Origin of the sequence: Lichenifustis flavocetrariae (assembly GCF_026130545.1) — a bacterium.
Lineage (GTDB): Bacteria > Pseudomonadota > Alphaproteobacteria > Rhizobiales > Beijerinckiaceae > Lichenihabitans > Lichenihabitans flavocetrariae.
Genome location: NZ_JAMOIM010000063.1, coordinates 1 through 20,496 on the forward strand (window position 1 = coordinate 1; position 20,496 = coordinate 20,496).

Here is a 20,496-nt window from a genome sequence, read left to right on the forward strand (position 1 = left end):
GCAAAATCGGACAAACGGCACGGTCCGGTAGAGAAAATCCACCTCAATGCTTATTGGCCTGCATAATCCGGGCTAGCCCATCTGCCGCCCCGGCTTTCGTGGGATGACGTTCGCCGCGCCATCGACGCGATCGGGGCGGCGACGCCGATCGATCTGCTGGCCAGCACAGGCTTGCGATCGGGCGAAGCGGTTAGGCTCGATCGCGGCGACGTCGATCTGACCAGCGGCGTCATCCTCGTTCGCAACACCAAGTTTCGTAAGGACCGCCTGGTGCCTGTTCACCCAACGACCCAGGCGGCCCTTCGCCGGTATGCCCGCGAGCGAGACGACGTGTTCCCCACGCCCAAGGGCGAAGCCTTCTTTCTCAGCTCTCGGGGCTGCCGTCTGTCGGCGGCCGGCCTGCAGGCGAACTTCGCCAAGGCTCGCAAGCTCGCGGGTTTTGATGAGGGCAAGCCTTTGCGACCGCACGATCTCAGGCACCGGTTCGCCGTGACCAGGCTCGCGCTTTGGCACCAACAGCGCGCGGACGTCCAAGCACTGCTGCCTTTACTCGCCACCTATCTCGGTCACGCCAGCTACAGCGACACGGCCTACTACCTCACCGGCTCGTCGGATCTCCTCGCCATTGCGGCTGAGCGCGCCTTCCTCGACGGAGGCGCCGCATGAGTGAGCACCTCCTGCTGGCGCCGCTCCTGGAGTCCTTTTTCCGTCGCCGATTGACCAAGCAGCGCAACGCCACCCCCGCGACCTTGGCCAGCTATCGCGACGCCCTCCGCATGCTGATCCTCTTTGCCGCGGCCCGTTTACGGAAGAAGCCGGCGGCGTTGGCCCTTGATGATCTCGATCGGAACCTCGTTCTCGCCTTTCTCGACGAGCTTGAGGAGAAGCGGAACAACTCTGTCGCCACCCGCAACGCCCGGCTCGCCGCGATCCGATCGTTCTTCCACCACGTTGCCGCCGCCGATCCTGCCTCCTTCGGCATCGCCCAACGGGTCCTGACGATCCCGATCAAGCGGGCCCATATCGAGGTGACGCACCACCTCACCGGCCCGGAAGTGGACGCCATCATCGCGTCCCCCGATCAGACCACGCCCCGCGGCCGGCGCGACCGGACGTTCTTGCTCTTTTTAGCAAGAACCGGAGCCCGTGTGTCCGAGGCGATCGGCGTCAACGCGAACGACCTTCAGTTGGAGCGAGGCCGCTCGCAGGTGCTGCTTCACGGCAAGGGTCGCCGAGACCGCGTCGTTCCAATTCCGCAGGATCTGGTGCGATCGCTGACGGCCCTGTTGAGCGATCGTGGCCTCAGCCATCATCAACCGGAGCCGATATTCGTCGGAGCCCACAACGAGCGCCTGACCCGTTTCGGCGCGACGCATATCGTACGGCGTGCGGCAAGCCACGCCTTGTCCACCAGGCCAAGCTTGGGGGACAAGCCGATTTCTCCGCACATCTTCCGACACTCGCTCGCCATGAAGCTCCTCCGCTCCGGCGTGGATCTCCTGACGATCCAGACTTGGCTTGGCCACGCCCAGGTCGCCACAACCCACCGATACGCCGCCGCGGATGTCGAGATGATGCGTCGGGGACTTGAGAAGGCGGGTGTCTCAACCGACCGCGGCGCGCGCTTCCGGCCGACCGACGCCGTCCTACAACTGCTCGCCAGCATCTGATCTTATGTGGCGGAGGAAGTGACGCGCGGCCCGTTTTGATCGGGCGTCGGGGCGCCTCCGCCACATAATCTCGCCCGAGACATAAGAAGGGATCGCGCTTCAGGCCCTCCTGCACCAGCAAGGCCAAGCCCTGCATCCCCTTGCGCATGTCCGTGTGCCCGCTCGCGATCCAGATCCGGACGTTGCTGGCGACAGGACTCATCGCAACGCCCTCAGCACCGCCCCCACCAATGCTGCCGAGGCTTGCGCATCGATCGTCAGCCGGGTCCCCCCAGTAAGCTCGACTACAATCGCCGGGCTTTTCGGAGGCGCTGAGGCAGTCATCGGTTCCGGCAGGAGGACAGCCGGCACAAAAGCGACATCGGACCGCCCCTGGGCCTGCTGGCGCCATTTGTAGATCAGGCTGGTCGACACATCGTAGCGACGGCCCACCTCCGTCACCACCGCCCGGGGCATGAACGCCGCCGACAGGATCTCCCGCTGCGCCGCAGCGCTCCAATGACGCCGACGTTCCGGGCCGGTCTGCAGAGTGATCTGGGTCATGCTGTGCAGCTACAAGCGCTTATAAGGTGGACTTACAAGCAAAGCTTCGCAGCCGCATTAACCTCTCGCAAGGCGGTCTTCGCCGGGCGGATACGCGGATGCCGCCGTCGTGCGCAGCTATTCAAGGCGCTCCTCCGAACGTTTTGCTTATGACGCAGATTCTCGCGGGTCTGTTGCCGAGAGTTCTAGTGCTGACAAGTGGAGAAAGTCGTTGAGCCTGGACGACAGCCCAGAGCGTTCGACACTTATTTCCATCGAAGTTCCAGCGACGCGCTATCATGCGCGAAGTCGCCTGTCCTCGGAGATCGGTGGATGGAGGTCCTCGTCGAGCATCGCCTTGGCTCGCGCATGAGCGTGCATACCTGCAGTATACACGCGGCAGCAACCGCGTCCGTCGGCCTTTGCGCGGTAGAGCGCCACATCGGCCCGATGCATGAGTTCGCCTACGCCGTCGTCTCCGGGGCAACTAATTGCGATGCCCACACTGGCGCCGATCTGGACGGCGGTTCCTCCCGAAAGGATGAAAGGTGCGCTTAGAGCGCTCACGATCCGGTCCGCGACAGCGGCGGGATCAACCCGCGGAATGTCAGGTTTCTCGGGATCGCAGCGAAGAATAAAGGCGAACTCGTCACCGCCGAGCCGCGCGATGAAGCGCTCATCGCCAAGCGCGCTTCGCAGACGGGCCGCCGCCGACTGCAGCAAATCGTCCCCTGCGGGATGCCCGAAGGCATCGTTGACGGCCTTGAACCGATCCAGGTCGATCATGAGCAGGGCATGGTCAAGCCCCACGCGCCGGCCCTCTGCCAATGCAGCCTCGAGGACTTCGTGGAAGCGCCTGCGGTTCGGCAACAGCGTCAAGGCGTCGGTGCGCGCCGCGGCAGTGGTGACGGCCAGCGCGCCCTGCAGCCGCGTACGACTACTGATGGACAGGGCTGTGGCCCCGAGTAGAACGGCCCCAAGCCCAATTCCCAGGGTCTCCAACCAGGTCCGGACGTCCAGATCGGCGGCCTGCTTGTTGCCAATCTCAGCCAGTTGCTGACCGAAAATGTTGCTGCCATTGTCATAGACGTCCTGCAGGTACGCGTATTCCGGACCGTTGAGGAGGGCCTGCGCCGACGATCTGTCGCCCGCCGCCGCTGACGCGATAGCGCGCCGTTCCATGGTTGCGAGATCGCGATGCGCTTCGCCCATCGTGCTGGCCAGTGCCGCCCGACCTGTGGGCGTTGCCAACGCGACAGCCTCGGAGATGGCATCGTCCAGTTTTGGCGCTACCTCCTCGTAGCGATCTGCCCAGCGGCGCTCCCCGGTCAAGACCGCGACCTGGGAGACGGCAGAAAGCCACTCATTCAGGTAAGTGATCGTCTCACGAAGTTCCGCAACCCGCACAGCGCGTTGAGAAGCTACACGGATCTCGTTCAGTGTCTGCCTTCCGCTCGAAGCGAACCAAACAAGCAGCACTAAAATGGGAACAATCGCCAGCCAGGAGAGACCCCGCGCGTGCTTATTCAGTCTCGATCTTAACCCGCCAAGAGGTCTGCCATCTTTCATGCGTCGACGTTGGCTTGAAACATCTAATGGAAGCTGGAGATCCTAGGCGAAAAATGTTATAATAGTTGATGGTCCATTACTCAACGATGATTTTTTTGTGCTGACCTTATGCTTACTTTCCAGCCGCTTAGGCAATATTAACGCTTGAGGCTCGAACGATGGCTTGTCCCCCGGGTACATCGCTTGGCTGCTTTGGAGCGGCAATGATTGAATAGCGCGGGCTGACCGTCAGGCGGAACAGCTTGCCGACTAGGAGCGTGTCCCGGTAACGGATTGCCTCATAAAGTGTGGGTTAGCGGGCGGACGGCGCTGATGGATTTGCGTGATCGCCGTCATCATGTGGTGAGCTTGGCGAGATTGTGGGCGGTGCAGATCAACGCCCATTCTCCGGTGACCTTTTCGACGCCTCGGAGGAGAAGCTGGCGGAAGCCGCGGGCGCTCTTGATCTGCCCGAACACGGGCTCGACGATGGATTTCCGCAGCCGGTAGCGGCTGCGATGACCGCCCTGCTTGAGCCGTCGCCTCATAGCTGCTGTCAGGGGCCCGCCGGCTGGCTTGCCCTCGGCCGGCCGCTTGGCCCGGCCTGTCGCCACATAGCCTCGCACGCCGCGCTCCACGAGACCGGCGAGGTTGGCCTCCGAGCAGAAGCCGTGATCGGCCGATGCTTCGTCGGGCAAGCGACCGGCGTTGACGGCCGTGGCGTCGAGCAGGGGCAGCAGCCCGTCCTGGTCGGAGGCAGACTGGGTCAGGCGGTGAGCCACAATGATCTGGTGCTTGCCGTCGACCGCCGCCTGACCATTGTAGGCCTGGATGAACCCATCCCGGCCCACCATGATGCGGCTTTCGGGATCGGTGAAGTTGCGCTGGGCCGTCGGCTCCGAGGTGCCGGTCGGGCGCTTGGGTTTGGGCCCGCTCCGTTTGGACGGCGTGCCATCCGCCTTGGGCGACGGCACAGGGCGCTCTGCGTCCTTCGCCGCCGCGGCGACGCGCGCCTCGGCTTCGAGCGCCGCGCGCGCGGCACGGATGCGGGCGAGCCGCTGCTGCTTGTCGGCCATCCAGTTCGGCATCTCATCGCCGCGCCGTTCGGCCCCGTGCTCGCCATCCTCGCGATCATCGGCGTCCGTTGCCGTGTCGAGCCAGGCCTTCACCTCCGCGGCCAGTTCAGCTTCCACCTTCTCCATGCGCGCATAGCTCATGGCCTTGTGCTTGGAGGCGTTGGCGCGCAGCTTGGTGCCCTCCACCGCCACATGGCCGAGGCCCACCAGACCCGCCCGCTGGCACAGCGCCAGCACCTGAACGAACAGCTCGCCCAGCGCCGTCAGGTGGCGGCGGCGGAACTCGCTGATGGTGCGGAAGTCCGGCCGGTTCAAAGCCGTGACAGCCTGGAAGTCCAGCCGTTCCTCGCAACACCGCGCAATGCGGCGCGAGGAGTAGACGCCCTGGCTGTAGGCATAAAGCAGCAGGGCCACCATCATGCCCGGGTGATAGGGCGGAAAGCCTCGCGCCTCGGTGTAAGCCGACAGGACCGCCGCAAGGTCCAATTCGTCACGAACGATGTCGCGCACCAAATGCGCCGGGTGGTCTGGCAGCACGAAATCCGGGACCGAGGGCGGCAGGAGCCAGGCCTCATCAACACGCCACGGCCGGAAGCTCTTCATCATCAGAGCAGTGAATCAAATCACCTCGGCGCTGTCGAAGAAATTCGACCGTTACCGGGACAGGCTCCTAGGGTTCTGTAATCGGGTCCCCAACGTCAACCCTTTTTCCGTGCGCTCCTGCACGACGGATCATGGCGAGTGTCTGAATGCGACCCCTCAGACATTGCGAGGGTCAATCCTATGCACCCGTACTCGTTCACTTGCAGCATCACTTGGCAGGCGCCGTCTAGCAGCTGATCTTCACCACAAGCTTGCCGAAGTGGCCGGCGCCTCGAAGAGCGTCGAACGCCGCGGCTGCCTCCTCGAACGCAAACACGCGGTCAACCTGTGGTTTGATGCCCGCTGCAACGAGAGCACGGAGCGTGGCCACCGAACCGACGTAGATCCCTTGGAGGGTGATCCGCTTCTCCAGAATAGCCAGCGTATCGATCGGGCCGTCGAACCCTGTCAGCACACCCATGAGCGAGATCCGTCCGCCAAACCGGGTTGCTTTCAGCGTCTGATTAAGTGTGCCTGGACCCGCTACATCGACGGCTAGGTCCACACCGCGACCTCCGGTCAGCCGTAAGACGTCGTCCTCCCAACCTGGACGCGCGCGATAATTGATGACGTGATCGGCTCCGAGAACGCGGGCGCGTTCGAGCTTCTCGTTCGAACTCGATGTGATGATTACGCGGGCGCCTGCCAGCTTCGCGAGTTGCAAGGCGAAGATCGACACGCCGCCGGTACCGAGCAGCAGCACGGTCTCGCCTGGTTGGACCGGGCGCCGTTCGAAAAGCGCCGACCATGCGGTCACGCCTGCGCAGGGAAAAGTCGCTGCTTCCTCAAACGGCAAGGAATCGGGGATGCGGACGACACCCGAAGCCGGCACCACGATCCGCTCCGCCAACACGCCGTCGACACCTGGCCCGCCAAGACTCGATCCCTTCTTGGCCTCGGTGAACTCGCCTTCCACCCATCCCGGCATGAACCCGATGACAACACGGTCGCTGATGGCGAAACCTTCGACACCACTGCCTATGCTGGAGACGATGCCCGCTCCGTCCGACAGAGGCACAACGTCGGCGAAGCGTGACGCGACGATCAGGTCACGGTAGTTGAGGGAGGCCGCTCGAAGATCGATTCCAAGCTCACCCGGGGCGGGACGGGGATCTTCGACGTCTCCAAGCATGACTGCCGGACTATCGCGGCCGGCGGTTGTATAGCGTCGCATGGGCGTTTCCTCTTATCGGCACCCTAGCGCAGAAGCTACTTGGATTTAAGTACGCACAAATTGAGCCTGTAGTATCACGGATGATAGTGTCTGTTAATTGCTATTGCAAGACGCCGTAAATTCCGTGTTCCGCTTGAAGAACTCGGCCGCTTGTTGAACCCGACGGTGCGCTGTGGGAGCAAAGGCTTTCGAAGTCTCTCAGACATGCTCCTTCAGTTTCCGAAGCCAATAGCCGATGCCCCTGACAGTCTCGATTGTGATGCCGGGGTCGATCTGACTGAGCCGTCGCCGCAGGCGCGACATCACGAGTTCATCGGCGTTGGTTGAGATCACCTCCCCGAAGCCCGACATGGCGACCTCGATCTGATTTTTCGGCACGACGCAGTCGGCATGGCGGAGCAGCAATGCGAGCAGGGAGCGTTCCCGTGGGGGGACCCCTACAAAGTCGCCTCCAACGCGGATCGACCCGGAAGCGGGATCGAAATGGAGACGGCCGAACTCGATCCTGTCTGCTAAGCGCGAGCTGCTTCGTCGTAGCAGGGCGCGACACCGCGCCAGGACCTCGCTGGGATTGAAGGGCTTCATCAGGATATCGTCGGCCCCGCTGTCGAGCGCATCGACACGATCCTCGATCGACCCTCGTGCGGTGAGGACGAAGACCGGTACGGATGAGCCGTGTGCCCGGAGGGATCTGATCAAGGATCTGCCATCGCCGTCGGGCAGGCCGAGATCGATGAGGATCAGATCATAGGCGATCGAGCGCGAGGCCTCCGTGGCCGCAGCGATCGTGCCGACCGCATCCAGCATCCAACCGACACGATGGATATGCTCGGTCAGCAGATCGCCAAGATATGTCCCTTCCTCCACCAGCAGCAATCGCATTCCAAGCCTCCCGCCCGGGCGTGTCCAGCTTGCGTCCCATACAGCGACATCGAGACCGCGATCTACTGACATGCGCCTCAGGTGTTCACGATGCGCAGCAGAGGAGAGGACTTCTCCAGATCGCGTCCCGTGGTTCCAGCCCAACGGGTTTGATTCCGGCCACCTGCTTTTGCCTCATAGAGTGCGGCATCCGCGCTTCGATAAAGCTCGTTGCATGTGGTGCTGGTCCGACGCCCACCATCCGAACAGGCCACCCCGATGCTCACCGTGACAGCACCCGCGCCAAGTCCGGCAGGCCAAAGCCTGAAAGCAGCGATTTCGCTGTGGACCTTCTCCGCAATCCGCAATGCACCGCTGAGGTCGGTCTCAGGCAAGAGCAGCGCGAACTCCTCCCCACCGACACGGCACACGAGATCCTCATCGCGATGCACGGTGCCTATGAGGCAGTGTGCCAAACCTCTGAGAACATCATCGCCTACTTGATGGCCATACCGATCATTGAAACACTTGAAGTGATCCGCATCGACAATCAGCAGCGACAGCGGTTTCCCTGTTCGGGTGGCGCCGGTCCAAGCATGAGGCAACGCCTCATCGAACCGACGACGATTGGAAAGTCCTGTCAAACCATCGGTCAGCGAGAGGCGGGCGAGTTCGGCCTGCATGGCAGTGCGATGGCGCAGCTCGCGTCCGACCCACAAAGCGAGGATGATCGTGAGCCCACACAAAACGAGCGATGTGCCACCAATAATCCAGGCCTTGGAACGCCACTCGGCCTCGATCTCGCCGGTCGCCAAGGCAACATTGAGGACAAGCGGCAAATCCGCAATGTGCGTAAATGCATAATGTCGTTCGACCTTGTCACGGACGGAGATGCTCGTGAAGCTGCCACTTCGGTCCCGGGCAAATCGCTCAAAATTGGATGTTCCGGCAATGCTCGTTCCAATGTCTGCCTCGACGGAGGGGTAGCGCATGATGCGTGTCCCATCGTCGCGATAGAGGTTAATCGCGCCGTTTTGACCCAAGCCAATCCGATCGAACAAGCGCATGAAATAGGACAGCTTCAGCGTCCCCATCACGACACCGCCAAACGATCCGTCAGGCTTGTTGATCCGTCGGCTCAACGCGATCATTGGAACGCCAGTTAGGCGCGAGATCAATGGTTTGCTGATGTAGAGCCCTTGATCGCGATTGGTTTTATGGATCTGGAAGTACTCGCGGTCGGCGTAATTGGCTGTGCGGGGTTGCACCGCGTCGGCGTCATCGATGATGTTGCCGCTTTCGTCGAGTACCAGCATCACACCCATGTCGCTGGCGCTTGCAGCGCGATCGAAAAGAATAAGCTGGCGCAGCACCGGACTGACGTCGGCAAGCCCGGGCACTCTCAGATTGTCGACCACGCCACGAAGGGAGAGATCGTAGATCTCGATGTTGCGGGCGATATCACGCTCGATCACCTGCAGGAGGTTCTGGGATGTCTGCTCCGCCCTGTCCCACGTGTCTCGGCGCAAATCGAGCAGCATGAGCCCCGAAACCGAGAGCATGCCGAGTGGACCGACGACGCCGAGCACGATCCACACGTGGGCAGACAGAAGATACCGAAGAAAACGGCGCAACAGGATCACTGCCGTTTCCTTCAGTGAGCTTCATCCAGTCACTTGTGTCATGGAAGATGCTAACGGGAGGTCACACGCAACGGTCAAAGGTCCGGAACCAAGCAAAGTAAGATTCCGGCAAAGAGGGATCCAAGTCGCGTCGCCGCCGCTGCCGATCAGCACGAAGACGCCGAGGACTTCTGCCCTCAGGCGAGATGGCCAAACTGCTCGATGCGGCCAACGTCGCGCCGCATGAACTCGCGGATCGTATCGGTCACGTCCTGGTAGTTTCGGTCGAGCCGATCGACCCACCGCACCACCAGGACGTCAGGACGTCTCCCCTCCAAAGCACGTCGAACAGCCGGCACCCTGCGGCCGGTCGACAGCTCGTATCGAGATACGTGACACACCCTCATCCGTCACCGACGTTCCATGCGTCGGCTGGGGCGACGCTATTGAGTGGTAAAATTACCAAGCTGCGAGCGCACGAGGTCGCACCGATGCCCGGAACGACCTGGGCCGTCGCACTGCGGTCTCGCAGGCCTGAAGGTCTCGGGCAAGGGCTAAGACCCTGGGGGCCTGCATAGAACCCAGATCGAGGCGATCGTTGAGGCCATGTTGAGCAAAGATGCTGAGCTTTGCGGCTGTTCGCATCCAACTGACCATCGACCACTCAGCGAAGCCGCGGACCTGGATGGAGGACTCGGCAAGAACGCGCATGTCGGAATGCCGAGGATCCTCCCGAATGCGATCAAGCAGGGCCGTAACGCAGCTGGCAGGCCCCTCAAGAGCTTGGTAGAAGAACTGGCCATCATTGATCAGAAAGCCCGTGATGGAACGTTCGGCATTGCGCCGGTACGAGGCCGCCTGAATTGCGCTGAGCACGGTAAGCTTGGCCCCCTGTGGGACGGCGCTTCTGCTGGCATAGACGACCTGGATCACACTGAACCTCGCGGGACCTTTGCTGAGTTGCGATCTCAACGACGCAAAGCTCACCAGGTTCTACCCGCCGCCCTCGGACCCGTCGGCATGCCCTACAGGGCTTGAAGGAATTCAATAAATGCGTGAGCTCTCTCGACTCTCAACGGTATAGCTCCGCCCTTGATGCAGTCGCCGTTCGGCGACGTTCCATTGTGCTTATTTCAGCTTGTTAGGGGAGAGGGGTTGAAGTTGTTGAATGGAGCTATGTGGGATTCTGGGTGACGCGGCAGTCAGGCGGCGCGATCTGACGTGGAGCTTGATGCTGCAAAAGGTACGCGACCTGCTGGTTCGGCAACGGACCATGCTGATCAACATCCTGCGGGGACACCTCGCCGAGTTCGTCATCGTTTTGGCGCAGGGCGGGCGCTGCCGGCGTAAAATCCCTGATCGCACTATTCCACACCGAGCAGGGCAGCCTGCCGGAACTGGCGGGATCAGCCGTGCGACGCCTGATCGGGCAGAACGAGGATATCGACGAAGAGATCAGGAAGGCCGAAAAGGTTGCTAGCCCGGTGCCGGAAGGACGCGGCGAGCCCTGTTGTCTCTGACAAGCGCCACCACTTCGCCGGCGTGCACGTTGAGGTCGATGTCAGTCAGCGCCGAGGCGGCGCCGAACTGCTTGCAGATCCCGCGCATGCTGAGCACGACATCGCTCGGCGGCCGCGTTTCTTCCCGTATCATTGTCATTTTTGCAACCCTTCAGAGATCAGACATAAGCAGCCTAAACCGCCCGTTTGGCTTTGATCAGGGCGCAATGCCGAGCTTCTTGCAGCCCTCTGCATATCGGTCGGTGCAGAGAACCGCCGCGGTCTCTATCGGTTTGCCATTGACCGTCTTGTCGACGATCTCGGCCTTGAGGTTCTCGGCCGTGACGAGCGCTGGAACGAACAGCCTGGAGGGGGTGTCGAAGAGCGTCGTCTCGGCCTTCGGCGCCTCGCCGCTGAGGAGCGCGACCGCAATATCGGCGGCGGCTGCCGCGACGATCTCGCTTGGCTTCGAGATGGTGTTGTATTGATCGCCCGAAATGATGAGCTGCAGTCCGGCGATGGTGGCGTCGTTGCCTGTCACCGGTGGCACGGGATCGACGCCTGCCGCCTTGAAGGCCGCAACCGCGGCGCCGCCAGTTCCATCATTGGCCGCCACAACGCCCACGATCTTCTTCTGGAAGCGCGAGATCTGACCGCTTGCCCATTGCTGGGCCTTTGAGGGCAACCATTCGGGCGTGTCGTATTCCGCGAGCGTTGTGTAACCGCCATCCGCCAGGCCCTCGTGGATGCCCTTCTTGATCAGGCCCGCGGCCGCATCGGTCGGCGAGCCGTTGATCTCCAGGATGCCGACATCCGACGCGGCCACCTTGGTGGCCTTGAGATGATCGACAAGCGACTTGGCGATCGATTTGCCGATCTCCTCGTTGTTGAACGACACGTAATAGTCGGCCGGGGTGGACGGGATCGGCCGGTCATAGGCGATCACCTTGATGCCTTGCGCTTGCGCCTGTTTTACCAGCGAGGCCGCCGCGGTGGAATCGACCGGATCGAGCACGATCGCCTTGGCGCCCTGCGAGATCACCGAGTTGAATTGCTGCTGCTGGCGCGACGCGTCGCCGTTGGCGTTCTGGTACAGGACCTTGCAGGTCGGGCAGAGTTTCGTCATTTTGGCAACGAAGCCCGGATGGTCATGCTCCTCATAGCGGGTCGAGCCCTGGTCGGGCATCAGGAACGCCACAGTCACGTTCGACAACGGTGCCGCGTGGGCCGCAGTCCCGCCGAGCAGCGTCAGGGCGAAAGCCGCCGCGGCACCGAGACGTGGGAAGGTCAAAGGATGGATCATGGGTGTTTCCTCTTCTCTAGACTGGAGCCAGATATCGACGTTCAAGTGTGAGGGAATCCGTGGCGCGCGAACGTGTTATCGCACCGCGGAATGGCCGCGACGGTTCAAGCTGCCGAGACGAAGCGGCTGCTGTCGCGCCGCATGCTGCGAAACTTCGAGGGCGACATGCCCTTGAAGGCCAGGAACTGCCGGTTAAAATTCGAGACATTGTTGAAGCCAACCTCGTGGCAGATCGCCATAATGGTCAGGTCGTTTTGACAGAGGTATTGGCATGCGAGTTCGATCCGCAGCGCGTTCACGTATTGAACGAAGGTCATGCCCGTATGCTTGCGAAACGAGCGTGCGAAGGTGCTGACACTCTGGCGGCTTAGCCTGGCGAGTTCGGTTTCGTTTAAATCGCGGGTGAAGTTTCGACCAATGTGCTGGAGCACCAGGTTCATGCTGGTGGACAGATAGGCCGAGGGCCGTGGTTGAAAGCCAATGCTCGCGAGCGGTATCTGCTGTTCCGCATGTCCGATCACGTCTAGGATACTGATGAAGAGCGCGATCCTGCGTGCATCCTGCGCCTCCAGAAGCTCGCGCATCAGGTTGCCGGCTCGTTCGGCGCTGGATGATTCGAAACGAACGCCTCTCACCGCCTCTTCAAGAAGTGGCTGCATGAAGCGGAGCTCTGGAAAGATCGCCATGCAGCTGTTGATGAATTCGCCCGTGAATTGAAGTATCAGACAGCGTTCAACTACTGTCTCGCCGGCAGGAATTTCGCTGATCCAGTTGTGTGGAAGGTTTGGCCCGACGAAAACCAGGTCTCCGGCACGAAAGTGTCCGATGTGATCCCCGACGTAGCGATCGCCCTCTGTCGCGGTCACAAGATGTAATTCATATTCAGGATGAAAATGCCACCGCACGGTTCGAAACGGATAGCCGTGCGACCATATCTTGAACGACTGATCGTCGCGCACACCAACGAGTTCGAGATCAGGTTCCAAAACGTCCTCCTTCCCGTTCCGTCCCCTAAGCCGCATATTGGCTGAGTCTTGCTGAGAGACTTTGACCCAGGACCCAAGTTTGATTGGGTGCTTTTCAGGCACCGTGGCGACTGCGGGCCACCTTTCGACAGCAAGATGGCCGATGCAAACAGCCCTGACTACGCACTTTGCAGCGCAGCATTGATACTCTTTTGTCAAAGAGAGAAGGATTGAGGTGCGCGATACACTCGTCGTTCCGCAAAATCCATCTTTTGGAAGCCGCTTGGTTTGTCGTAGCGCAGGCCGGCTCGACGATCCTGATCGGAACGGCCGCCGCGCACTCGCTCGCCGCCGTCTGCGCCCGACTTGGCGACACGGTACTGCTGCATGGCAGCGAGGAGGGTTGGCGCCTCTTGGCTGCGACTCATCAAGGCTCGACGTCACCTGCGTCGCCGGTAACCGGAGCGGAGAAGGACTTCGATACGTTCCGCGTGCAAAGGGGGGCTGGCGCAATTTGCGTGCAGATTTCGTTCAATTCAGGCTGCCGGGAATGAGCGCGCGCAGCAGATCGATCTTGGCGCGCCCATGCGTCTAGCCTGCATTTCTCACCGGCCGATTGCATGAAGCGTTTATGACTGCGGTGGGCAGAGTGCTTGGGGGTTTGGACACGGCGCCAGCCCTCGGGCGCTCCGGCCGTCAAGCACTTCTGTCGATCTCGGACGTGTATCGCCGCTTTGCTATCGAACATGCCGGACTGTACGCATTGACTCAGGCAACACTCAAGCATGGGTCAAACGCGCAACAGGCCGAGGCCTTGCGGGCGGTCAAGGTTTTCGAGGCAGTTGTCAAAAGCTACGGTGTTCCGGATGATCTCTCAGTCCATGCAATCCGAATGGTCAGAGCCGGATTGCAGGGCTTCTCCGATATAGAGTCGCACGGCGGTTTTCAGATGTCGCAGTCCTTAGCTGACAGCTTTCTGTTTCTAGTCGATGCGATCCATACCGCTCGTAGCAAACTTGGTGAAGCTGCCTTAAAAGCGGACGCCTGCCGAGCGCCAAAGGGCAACGCAGGCGTCATACGATGCTACCGGTTTTGCAGAACGGATCAAGTCGCGCGCTGCGAGCCAACATTCGCAACGATCATATAGCCGTTATCGCTATAATTGGACATTACCGTTCCACCTATTTCAGTCGCTCAAGGCAGCATCACTCGTTCCAGCCGGTCACATTATGCCCGCCGAACACCATGCGCCGGATGAATGGCGCGGCCAAGCCTGAACTAAAACCAAGCGCGGGCATGCTCACCTCGTTCAAGCGGCGCATTTGCTCCTCGCTGATCCGGATGTCTGCCGCTGCAATGTTGCTCTCTAGCTGGGACAGCTTGCTTGCCCCAATGATCGTCGAGGCGATGCCCGGCCGCGCCATGGCCCAGGCAAGGGCAACGTGCGCCGGGGCACGATCGAGTTCCATGGCGACCGCCTTTAGCGCGTCCAGCACCTCCCAGTTTCGTTCAACAAACTTGCTGTTGCCGAACGGGTTGGCTCCGCTCAATCGCCCGCTGTTGCTGGTGTCTTTCCGGTCGTACTTGCCGGTCAGAAAGCCGCCCGCGAGCGGGCTCCACGGTACCACGCCCATGTTGGCCTCGCGCGCCACAGGGACATGCTCGCTTTCCACGTCGCGCGCGACAAGGGAATATTCCACCTGCATGGCGATCGGACCCGGGACCCGCCTCTCGCTGGCGATCGTCGCAGCCTTCATGGCCAGCCATGCTGGCATGTCGGAGAAGCCAAAGTACCGGATCTTGCCGGCCCGCACGAGGTCACCCAGCGTCTGCACGATCTCCTCGACTGGCGTGACGCCGTCCCAAATGTGCATCCAGTAAAGGTCGATATGGTCGGTCCCGAGCCGCTTCAGCGAGGCTTCCAAGGCGCGATGGATGTTCTTTGCGCCGTTGCCTCCGGCGTTGGGATTGCCGCCAACGGCTTGCGTGGCCGTGAGTGGGCTGGCGGAGCCATTGAACGCGAACTTGGTCGCAAGCACGATCTCATCGCGTGAGTTGGTCTCCTTGATGAAGCGGCCCACCATCTCCTCGCTCGTGCCGCCCGAATAGATGTCAGCCGTATCAATGAAGTTGCCGCCGGCGGCACGATAGGCATTGAAGATCGCTCGCGAGTCCTGCTCGTCCGCACCCCAATTCTGTTGGCCGAACGTCATGGTGCCGAGCGCGAGGGGGCTGACGACGAGGCCGGAGTGGCCAAGAGTGCGGAAGGCGGTAAGGGACATGACCGGATGGCTTTCATAGTGATTGCTATGTATCTTGTGCTATGATGGGCGGTATGAAGTCAACACTTTTTGAGTGACCGTTATGAAAGTCGCGGAAGCGCAAACGCGCCGGAAGATGGGACGGCCGATGTCGTTCGACCGTCAAACCGCGCTTCAGAAAGCCATGCTGGCGTTCTGGCGCACCGGCTATGAGACAACCTCTGTCAACGACCTTACGGCTGCGATGGGGATTACAGCGCCCAGCCTCTACACGGCGTTCGGCGACAAGCGACAACTCTTCCTCGAAGCGGCACGGCTTTATCTTGGCGATCCCGCCGACATTGCGCGCGAGATCGAAGGCGCGCCTACGGCCTTCGATGCGGCCCGCACGATGCTGACCGCTGCTGCACAAGCCTATACGGGCGAACTGACCCCCCGGGGCTGCTTGATGGCAAGCGCCACGGCAAGCGGTTCGGCTGCCTCTGCGGACGTCCAGGCGATCGTGGCAGGCTTAAGGGGCGAGATCGAGCGGCATCTGCGGGCCCGCGTGATACGCGACATCAATGAAGGCGTGTTGCCCCCTCAGACCGATCCTGCTGCCCTTTCTGGACTTGTGATGGCAGTAACGCAAGGGTTGTCGGTGCTGGCGCGTGATGGCGCGGATCGTGTTGCTCTGCTCGGGATTGTCGGGGCCGCGCTCGCAGCATGGCCTGCAAACCGGATTGAGGGCACGACAGCATGAGGCGTCGCGCCAATCATGACTTGGCAGCCACGTCAGACCCGCTGATCAAAGGCGGATCGAGCCTCCTCAACCTGTGAAAGGTTTTCGCTGGCCCATACCCACACACCGCAAAAGGCAGCACCAAGGGTAAAACCCAGGTCGGTGAGCCTGTATTCAACCTTGGGTGGTACGACGGGATACACAGTCCGATTGACCAGCCCGTCGCGCTCCATCGCCCGCAGGGTTTGGGTCAACATCTTCTGGCTGATACCGCCGATGGCTTCGGCAAGGCGGCTGAAGCGGAGCGTGCCGTTTTCGGCCAGCACTTCGAGGATTAACATCGTCCATTTGTCGGCCACCCGGCCGATCAGTTCAGTGACAAGAGCCTCGATACGGGGATCAATTGCGGTCGGCGGCGTCATTCCAGCATAGCGCTTTGCTGCCGCAATTTGCTCTTCTGTGAATTTTGCCGCGACTGACATGCCCTAGTCTCCGTGAGGTAAGTATAGCACTGGAAGGTGCCTTCTTCCTTTTAGAGAGTACATGGATCATCCTGTCATCTGCAACTACAATGGCAGGGGACACGCGAGATGAAGTTTACGGCAAGAACCATTCTGATCACCGGAGGCAGTAGCGGCATCGGCCTCGAATTGGCGGGGCAATTGCTCGCGCGAGGCAATGTCGTCGTCATAACCGGTCGGAGCAAGCAGGCGCTTGAAGACGCCCAACGCCGCTTTCCCGGTCTTCATGCCTTTCCAAGCGATGTGAGCAATGCCGCTGACATTCGTGCGTTGCACGACGCGGTGACCGCGCGTTTTCCGAGGCTTGATACGCTCGTAAACAATGCCGGCATCATGCGTATCGTAAAGCTCGGCGAGGATCGGCCGCTTGAAGACGTTACACAAGAGATCGACGTTGATCTCACCGGCCCGATCCGGATGGTGCAGCAGTTTCTGTCTCATCTTCGATCCCGGCCGAATGCGCTGATCGTCAATGTCTCCTCGGGTCTGGCGTTCGTGCCGTTCCCGATCTCACCTGTTTATTCCGCGGCTAAGGCAGGGCTCCGGGCCTATACCCGATGTCTCAGGGTTCAACTCGGCGGCACGAATGTGACCGTGGTTGAACTTGCGCCGCCCTTAACTGACACACCGCTTTTCACGGCGGAATTTGGCGCTCATTTGAAAGGGCAGACGGGAATGGCGGTCGATGTTCTGGTCCGGCGAGCGATCGCCGCGATCGAGGCCGGACAGACCGAGATCCGCCCGGGGCAAAGCAACATCCTGAAAATCGCCAGCCGGCTGGCACCAGAACTGATCTTTCAGCAACTCAGCAAGGTCGGGAGGTCCTGAACGTCAGCTCACGCTAATGCCTCTCTCAAAAGCGGCCTGCGCCTTCTCATCTACCTTGCTCGTGTGCAAATCTCAAATTGACCATGTGAAAACTTCAGCTGACTGTTGAGCAGGTCCAAACCGAGAACATTTTGTGACCCCTCCTGCCGTGTTCAGGCCCGTGTTCACCAGGGAACCAAGACTCGTTCAAAGTAAAAACGGCCCGTAGGACCAGACGAGTCCTGGCTCGCCAGCCATACAAGTCCTGCGGCAGCCTGTTCCACAGTGCGGTATCCGCTATGACCGTTGAAATCAGTTGCGGTGTAGCCTGGGTCAGCCGCGTTGACTTTGATTCCGTCCACCGCAAGCTCCTTGGCGAAAGCCACCGTCACGGCATTGGGGGCCGTCTTGGAGCTGTTGTATCCCATGAAGTTGACGCCATAGAACTGGTTCGTCGGGTCGCAGAGCCAGCCAAGCGAGGCCAGCCCACTGCTGACCATGACGATGTCGGCGTGTCCGGCAGCCTTGAGCAGGGGTAGGAAAGCCTGCGTTACGCGGACCGGACTGAACACATTCGTTTCATAGACACTGCGGACATCACTGACTGGCTGCTGGCTAGGCTTCGTAAACTTTCCGGAAATCCCGGCATTGTTAATCAGCCCGTCGAGCTTTCCATCTTCACCCTGCACGCGGGCGGCGGCAGCTTGGACGCTGTCATCACGAGTGACGTCGATTGCCAGCAGTCGAACGTCCAGGCCCTCTGCCGTCAACGTCTCTACAGCGGCCAGACCGCGCTCCTCGTCGCGGCACCGAGCCAAATCCGGTTCCCCAGCTTGCCGAGTTGGCGTGACGTTTCGAAGCCGATGCTTTTGTTGGCTCCCGTAATCAGGATGGACTTCACAGTCATTTTAAATCTTTTATGGGATTTCTACTATTAATCTACTCCGTTCGCGAGTTTTTGAGAATAGGCGGAAAGTCGAATAGACTGATCGCCATGACGAACAATATCGACCGGCTGAGCTTGGACAATCTAACAGGCTGCGGAAATTCGCGTCAGTATAGTGGATTTTCTGTTGTGATCATGGGTTTGAGTTGGGTCGCGATGGGCGTTGGCCTGCAAACACCAGCTTTCGACGTGGCATTTGCCCTCAAGTCGTGGCCAAGAGGTTTGGGAGTCGAATGAGGTTGTAGGCGGCAGCCCGCAGGGTGAACATCCACCCAACTCTTTCGCGTCCACGGTGTTTTGTTTGCCGGAAGCCACCGGCCGCCTTCATCCAGCCGAACGGCTCTTCGATCCGCTTTCGAATACACTGGCTGATCGCATAGCCGGGATGCCGGGTGGTACGGCCGTCGATGGCTGAGCAGCGGTTTTTCTGGTTTTGCGCCACATGCGGCGTGACCCCGAGGTCGCGCAGGTTGGCGACGTGGGCCTTGGTGTCATACCCCTTGTCGGCCCCGAGCGTGACGCCGCCGGCGGGCGCGGTGGTCTCGACCATCGCCTCGGCGGCGGCGCGCTCGGCCCAACCGGTGGCTTGCGTCAGCTCGGCATCGACGATGAGGCCGTTTCGGTTCTCCATCAGCACATGGCCGAGATAGCAGAGCTTGGCCGGCTGACCGTCGCTCTTGCGGTAGAGGCGCGCCTCGGGGTCGGTCACCGACTGGTGCGTCTCGTTCGACCGCTTCTCACCCCGGAAATCGCGTTCGCCGTTGCGGCCCGGATCTGACGGTAGGCTGTCGCTACCGTCCTTCGGCTGAAAGCTCTTCATCGAAGCCCACGCCTCGATTATCGTGCCATCGACCGAGAAATGCTCGTCCGACAGCAATGGCTTGACCTTGGGATCGGCCAGCACCGCCAGCAGAAAGCTCCGCGCGATTTCGCCCTCCAGAAGCCGGTCGCGGTTCTTGGTGAACACCGTCACGTCCCATACCGGCGCGTCCATCGACAGTCCGATGAACCAGCGGAACAACATGTTGTAGCGCACCTGCTCCATCAACTGCCTCTCCGACCGGACGCCAAAAAACGCCTGCACCAGAAGAGCACGCAACAGCTTCTCCGGTGCAATCGAGGCACGACCATAGGGCGAATAGAGTTGCGAGAACTCGGGCGACAGACGCTCCAGCGCCGCGTTCACAACGGACCGGATCACCCGAAGCGGATGATCTCCCGGCACCATGGACTCGGGGCTCTGATAGCTGAAAAGCGAACCCGTCTGCTCGTCCGTCCCGCGCATCAAATCCTCCGATCCAAGATGTCACTGAATCAGATCGAACGCCTCTCGTGTAGCGAATTTCCGCAGCCTGCTAATCTTACTGAGTCAGAAAGCCTCGTCGTCTTACGTCGCGGTCGGGCACTATGATCGGCATCGGGCTGATGTGGGGTTGGGCATGACGTCGGAGAGTGACGCTCGATTTTCGTCTTATGTCGAGGCCCTGACGCCGGCGGTGGGACATGCAGATCGGACAGGTCCCTTTCGGGACTACTGCCTGGGTTTGTTGATGCCAGGCGAGCGCAAGAGCGTCGAGCCGATGGCAGCGGTCACATCGCCTGCCCGGGTCTCGGCTCAGCACCAATCCTTGTTGCATTTCGTGGGTCAAGCCTCGTGGTCGGATGAGAGGGTCCTGGCTAAGGTTCGCGACCTGGTCTTGCCGTCGATGGAGCGGAGCGGACCGATTGCGGCTTGGATCATCGACGACACGGGATTTCCCAAGAAGGGGAAGCACTCCGTCGGCGTGGCGCGACAGTATTGCGGCCAACTCGGCAAACAGGACAATTGTCAGGTGGCCGTCTCGCTGTCGATCGCCAATCCTTCGGCCAGCCTGCCCATCGCATACCAGCTCTATCTCCCCGAAGACTGGGCCAAGGATCCGATCCGCCGGGCCAAAGCCGGCGTGCCGGCCGAGATCGCCTTCGCCACCAAGGCGCAGATCGCGTTCCGTCAGATCGAGGCCACCCTGGCGGCCGGTGTTCCGCGCGGTGTCGTGCTGATGGATGCGGGCTATGGGGCCGACACGGACCTGCGTGACGCCATTACGGCGCTGGGGTTGACCTATAGCGCCGGCCTCCTGCCCAACACCACCGTCTGGCCCCAGGGTCGGGGACCACTGCCACCCAAAGAGTGGAGCGGACGAGGCCGACGGCCGACCCGCCTGCGACGCGACGCCGAACACCAGCCGGTCGACGTCAAGACCCTGGCGCTGGGATTGCCGGACGAGACCTGGCAGACGGTCACATGGCGCGAAGGATCGGCCCTCGACATGACGTCGCGCTTCGCACGGGTGCGGGTTCGTCCGGCGCATCGAGACG

The 20,496-nt window shown here is 61.1% G+C and carries 20 protein-coding genes and 3 pseudogenes; 7 read left to right on the plus strand and 16 right to left on the minus strand.

Translation table 11 applies throughout. The features are described from left to right. The first annotated feature begins 171 nt into the window (after positions 1-171). Positions 172-666, plus strand: a complete 495-nt coding sequence (locus M8523_RS33170) for a tyrosine-type recombinase/integrase (protein ID WP_282589116.1) — start codon at positions 172-174, stop codon at positions 664-666. Further along, positions 663-1,670 carry a tyrosine-type recombinase/integrase gene (locus M8523_RS33175; RefSeq protein WP_282589117.1) on the plus strand — a complete coding sequence of 336 codons (1,008 nt, stop codon included), beginning with the start codon at positions 663-665 and terminating at the stop codon, positions 1,668-1,670. Before M8523_RS33170 ends, M8523_RS33175 begins: the two co-directional genes overlap by 4 nt. 97 nt (positions 1,671-1,767) lie before the next feature. On the opposite strand, the pseudogene tnpB reads toward M8523_RS33175, so the two are convergent. The 12 genes and pseudogenes from tnpB to M8523_RS33230 form a co-directional block, all read right to left on the minus strand. Further along, positions 1,768-1,872, minus strand: a pseudogene (tnpB, locus tag M8523_RS36990) (IS66 family insertion sequence element accessory protein TnpB); the annotation flags it as partial. Continuing rightward, entirely contained in the window at positions 1,869-2,213 is a 345-nt protein-coding gene (gene tnpA / locus M8523_RS33180) for an IS66-like element accessory protein TnpA (protein WP_282589118.1), read from the minus strand. The pseudogene tnpB and the gene tnpA, both read right to left, overlap by 4 nt. Before the next feature lie 276 nt (positions 2,214-2,489). Next, positions 2,490-3,761 (minus strand): diguanylate cyclase domain-containing protein, encoded by a 1,272-nt coding sequence (locus tag M8523_RS33185; RefSeq protein WP_282589119.1) that lies wholly within the window; start codon positions 3,759-3,761, stop codon positions 2,490-2,492. 335 nt (positions 3,762-4,096) lie between these two features. Further along, a complete protein-coding gene (locus tag M8523_RS33190; protein ID WP_282589120.1) occupies positions 4,097-5,422 on the minus strand; it encodes an IS1182 family transposase in 1,326 nt (441 codons plus the stop codon). A 223-nt stretch (positions 5,423-5,645) separates the two neighbouring features. Beyond that, on the minus strand, positions 5,646-6,632 hold the full coding sequence (locus M8523_RS33195) for a zinc-dependent alcohol dehydrogenase family protein (protein WP_282589121.1): 987 nt from the start codon (positions 6,630-6,632) through the stop codon (positions 5,646-5,648). Between the two features lie 198 nt (positions 6,633-6,830). Continuing rightward, positions 6,831-7,514 carry a response regulator transcription factor gene (locus M8523_RS33200; protein WP_282589122.1) on the minus strand — a complete coding sequence of 228 codons (684 nt, stop codon included), beginning with the start codon at positions 7,512-7,514 and terminating at the stop codon, positions 6,831-6,833. 77 nt (positions 7,515-7,591) lie between these two features. After that, positions 7,592-9,136 (minus strand): sensor domain-containing diguanylate cyclase, encoded by a 1,545-nt coding sequence (locus M8523_RS33205; protein WP_282589123.1) that lies wholly within the window; start codon positions 9,134-9,136, stop codon positions 7,592-7,594. Between the two features lie 209 nt (positions 9,137-9,345). Continuing rightward, positions 9,346-9,529: pseudogene (locus M8523_RS33210) on the minus strand (recombinase family protein); the annotation flags it as partial. A 45-nt stretch (positions 9,530-9,574) separates the two neighbouring features. Next, positions 9,575-10,102: a BLUF domain-containing protein gene (locus tag M8523_RS36995; RefSeq protein WP_428351862.1), complete on the minus strand. Its 528-nt coding sequence runs from the start codon at positions 10,100-10,102 to the stop codon at positions 9,575-9,577. A 516-nt stretch (positions 10,103-10,618) separates the two neighbouring features. After that, positions 10,619-10,774: pseudogene (locus M8523_RS33220) on the minus strand (sugar ABC transporter ATP-binding protein); the annotation flags it as partial. A gap of 57 nt (positions 10,775-10,831) precedes the next feature. Continuing rightward, positions 10,832-11,917, minus strand: coding sequence for an ABC transporter substrate-binding protein (locus tag M8523_RS33225; RefSeq protein WP_282589124.1), 1,086 nt, complete (start codon positions 11,915-11,917; stop codon positions 10,832-10,834). A 104-nt stretch (positions 11,918-12,021) separates the two neighbouring features. Further along, the gene (locus M8523_RS33230; protein WP_282589125.1) at positions 12,022-12,903 is read right to left on the minus strand and encodes an AraC family transcriptional regulator; all 882 of its coding nucleotides are present in this window, start codon (positions 12,901-12,903) and stop codon (positions 12,022-12,024) included. Between the two features lie 167 nt (positions 12,904-13,070). Here M8523_RS33230 and M8523_RS33235 point away from each other — a divergent pair, with 167 nt between their 5' ends. Next, a complete protein-coding gene (locus tag M8523_RS33235) occupies positions 13,071-13,436 on the plus strand; it encodes a hypothetical protein (protein ID WP_282589126.1) in 366 nt (121 codons plus the stop codon). A 167-nt stretch (positions 13,437-13,603) separates the two neighbouring features. Continuing rightward, complete coding sequence (locus M8523_RS33240) at positions 13,604-14,029, plus strand: TetR-like C-terminal domain-containing protein (protein ID WP_345894351.1); 426 nt, start codon at positions 13,604-13,606, stop codon at positions 14,027-14,029. 58 nt (positions 14,030-14,087) lie between these two features. On the opposite strand, the gene M8523_RS33245 is transcribed toward M8523_RS33240, so the two are convergent. Next, positions 14,088-15,164, minus strand: coding sequence for an aldo/keto reductase (locus M8523_RS33245; protein ID WP_282589128.1), 1,077 nt, complete (start codon positions 15,162-15,164; stop codon positions 14,088-14,090). A gap of 82 nt (positions 15,165-15,246) precedes the next feature. Between M8523_RS33245 and M8523_RS33250 the strand changes: the two genes are divergently transcribed. Continuing rightward, on the plus strand, positions 15,247-15,885 hold the full coding sequence (locus M8523_RS33250; protein WP_282589129.1) for a TetR/AcrR family transcriptional regulator: 639 nt from the start codon (positions 15,247-15,249) through the stop codon (positions 15,883-15,885). Between the two features lie 32 nt (positions 15,886-15,917). Here the strand turns inward: M8523_RS33250 and M8523_RS33255 are convergent, their stop codons facing one another. After that, positions 15,918-16,286 (minus strand): winged helix-turn-helix transcriptional regulator, encoded by a 369-nt coding sequence (locus M8523_RS33255; protein WP_282589133.1) that lies wholly within the window; start codon positions 16,284-16,286, stop codon positions 15,918-15,920. Between the two features lie 168 nt (positions 16,287-16,454). On the opposite strand from M8523_RS33255, the gene M8523_RS33260 reads away from it, so the two are divergent. After that, a complete protein-coding gene (locus M8523_RS33260; protein ID WP_282589130.1) occupies positions 16,455-17,213 on the plus strand; it encodes an SDR family oxidoreductase in 759 nt (252 codons plus the stop codon). Positions 17,214-17,377: 164 nt separating this feature from the next. On the opposite strand, the gene M8523_RS33265 is transcribed toward M8523_RS33260, so the two are convergent. Continuing rightward, a complete protein-coding gene (locus M8523_RS33265; protein WP_345894352.1) occupies positions 17,378-18,010 on the minus strand; it encodes an SDR family NAD(P)-dependent oxidoreductase in 633 nt (210 codons plus the stop codon). 330 nt (positions 18,011-18,340) lie between these two features. Further along, a complete protein-coding gene (locus M8523_RS33270; protein ID WP_282589131.1) occupies positions 18,341-19,423 on the minus strand; it encodes an IS5 family transposase in 1,083 nt (360 codons plus the stop codon). Positions 19,424-19,577: 154 nt separating this feature from the next. Between M8523_RS33270 and M8523_RS33275 the strand changes: the two genes are divergently transcribed. Then, on the plus strand, positions 19,578-20,496 hold a 919-nt coding region (locus M8523_RS33275; protein ID WP_282589132.1), incomplete at its 3' end, for an IS701 family transposase.

What these genes read in the sequence shown, in the direction of transcription:
- M8523_RS33255 (WP_282589133.1), bottom strand. Translation starts at nt 16,286, where the DNA reads ATGACGCCGCCGACCGCAATTGATCCCCGTATCGAGGCTCTTGTCACT.
- M8523_RS33245 (WP_282589128.1), bottom strand. Translation starts at nt 15,164, where the DNA reads ATGTCCCTTACCGCCTTCCGCACTCTTGGCCACTCCGGCCTCGTCGTC.
- M8523_RS33175 (WP_282589117.1), top strand. Translation starts at nt 663, where the DNA reads ATGAGTGAGCACCTCCTGCTGGCGCCGCTCCTGGAGTCCTTTTTCCGT.
- M8523_RS33270 (WP_282589131.1), bottom strand. Translation starts at nt 19,423, where the DNA reads ATGCGCGGGACGGACGAGCAGACGGGTTCGCTTTTCAGCTATCAGAGC.
- M8523_RS33225 (WP_282589124.1), bottom strand. Translation starts at nt 11,917, where the DNA reads ATGATCCATCCTTTGACCTTCCCACGTCTCGGTGCCGCGGCGGCTTTC.
- tnpA (WP_282589118.1), bottom strand. Translation starts at nt 2,213, where the DNA reads ATGACCCAGATCACTCTGCAGACCGGCCCGGAACGTCGGCGTCATTGG.
- M8523_RS33190 (WP_282589120.1), bottom strand. Translation starts at nt 5,422, where the DNA reads ATGATGAAGAGCTTCCGGCCGTGGCGTGTTGATGAGGCCTGGCTCCTG.
- M8523_RS33260 (WP_282589130.1), top strand. Translation starts at nt 16,455, where the DNA reads ATGAAGTTTACGGCAAGAACCATTCTGATCACCGGAGGCAGTAGCGGC.
- M8523_RS33195 (WP_282589121.1), bottom strand. Translation starts at nt 6,632, where the DNA reads ATGCGACGCTATACAACCGCCGGCCGCGATAGTCCGGCAGTCATGCTT.
- M8523_RS33200 (WP_282589122.1), bottom strand. Translation starts at nt 7,514, where the DNA reads ATGCGATTGCTGCTGGTGGAGGAAGGGACATATCTTGGCGATCTGCTG.
- M8523_RS33250 (WP_282589129.1), top strand. Translation starts at nt 15,247, where the DNA reads ATGAAAGTCGCGGAAGCGCAAACGCGCCGGAAGATGGGACGGCCGATG.
- M8523_RS33185 (WP_282589119.1), bottom strand. Translation starts at nt 3,761, where the DNA reads ATGAAAGATGGCAGACCTCTTGGCGGGTTAAGATCGAGACTGAATAAG.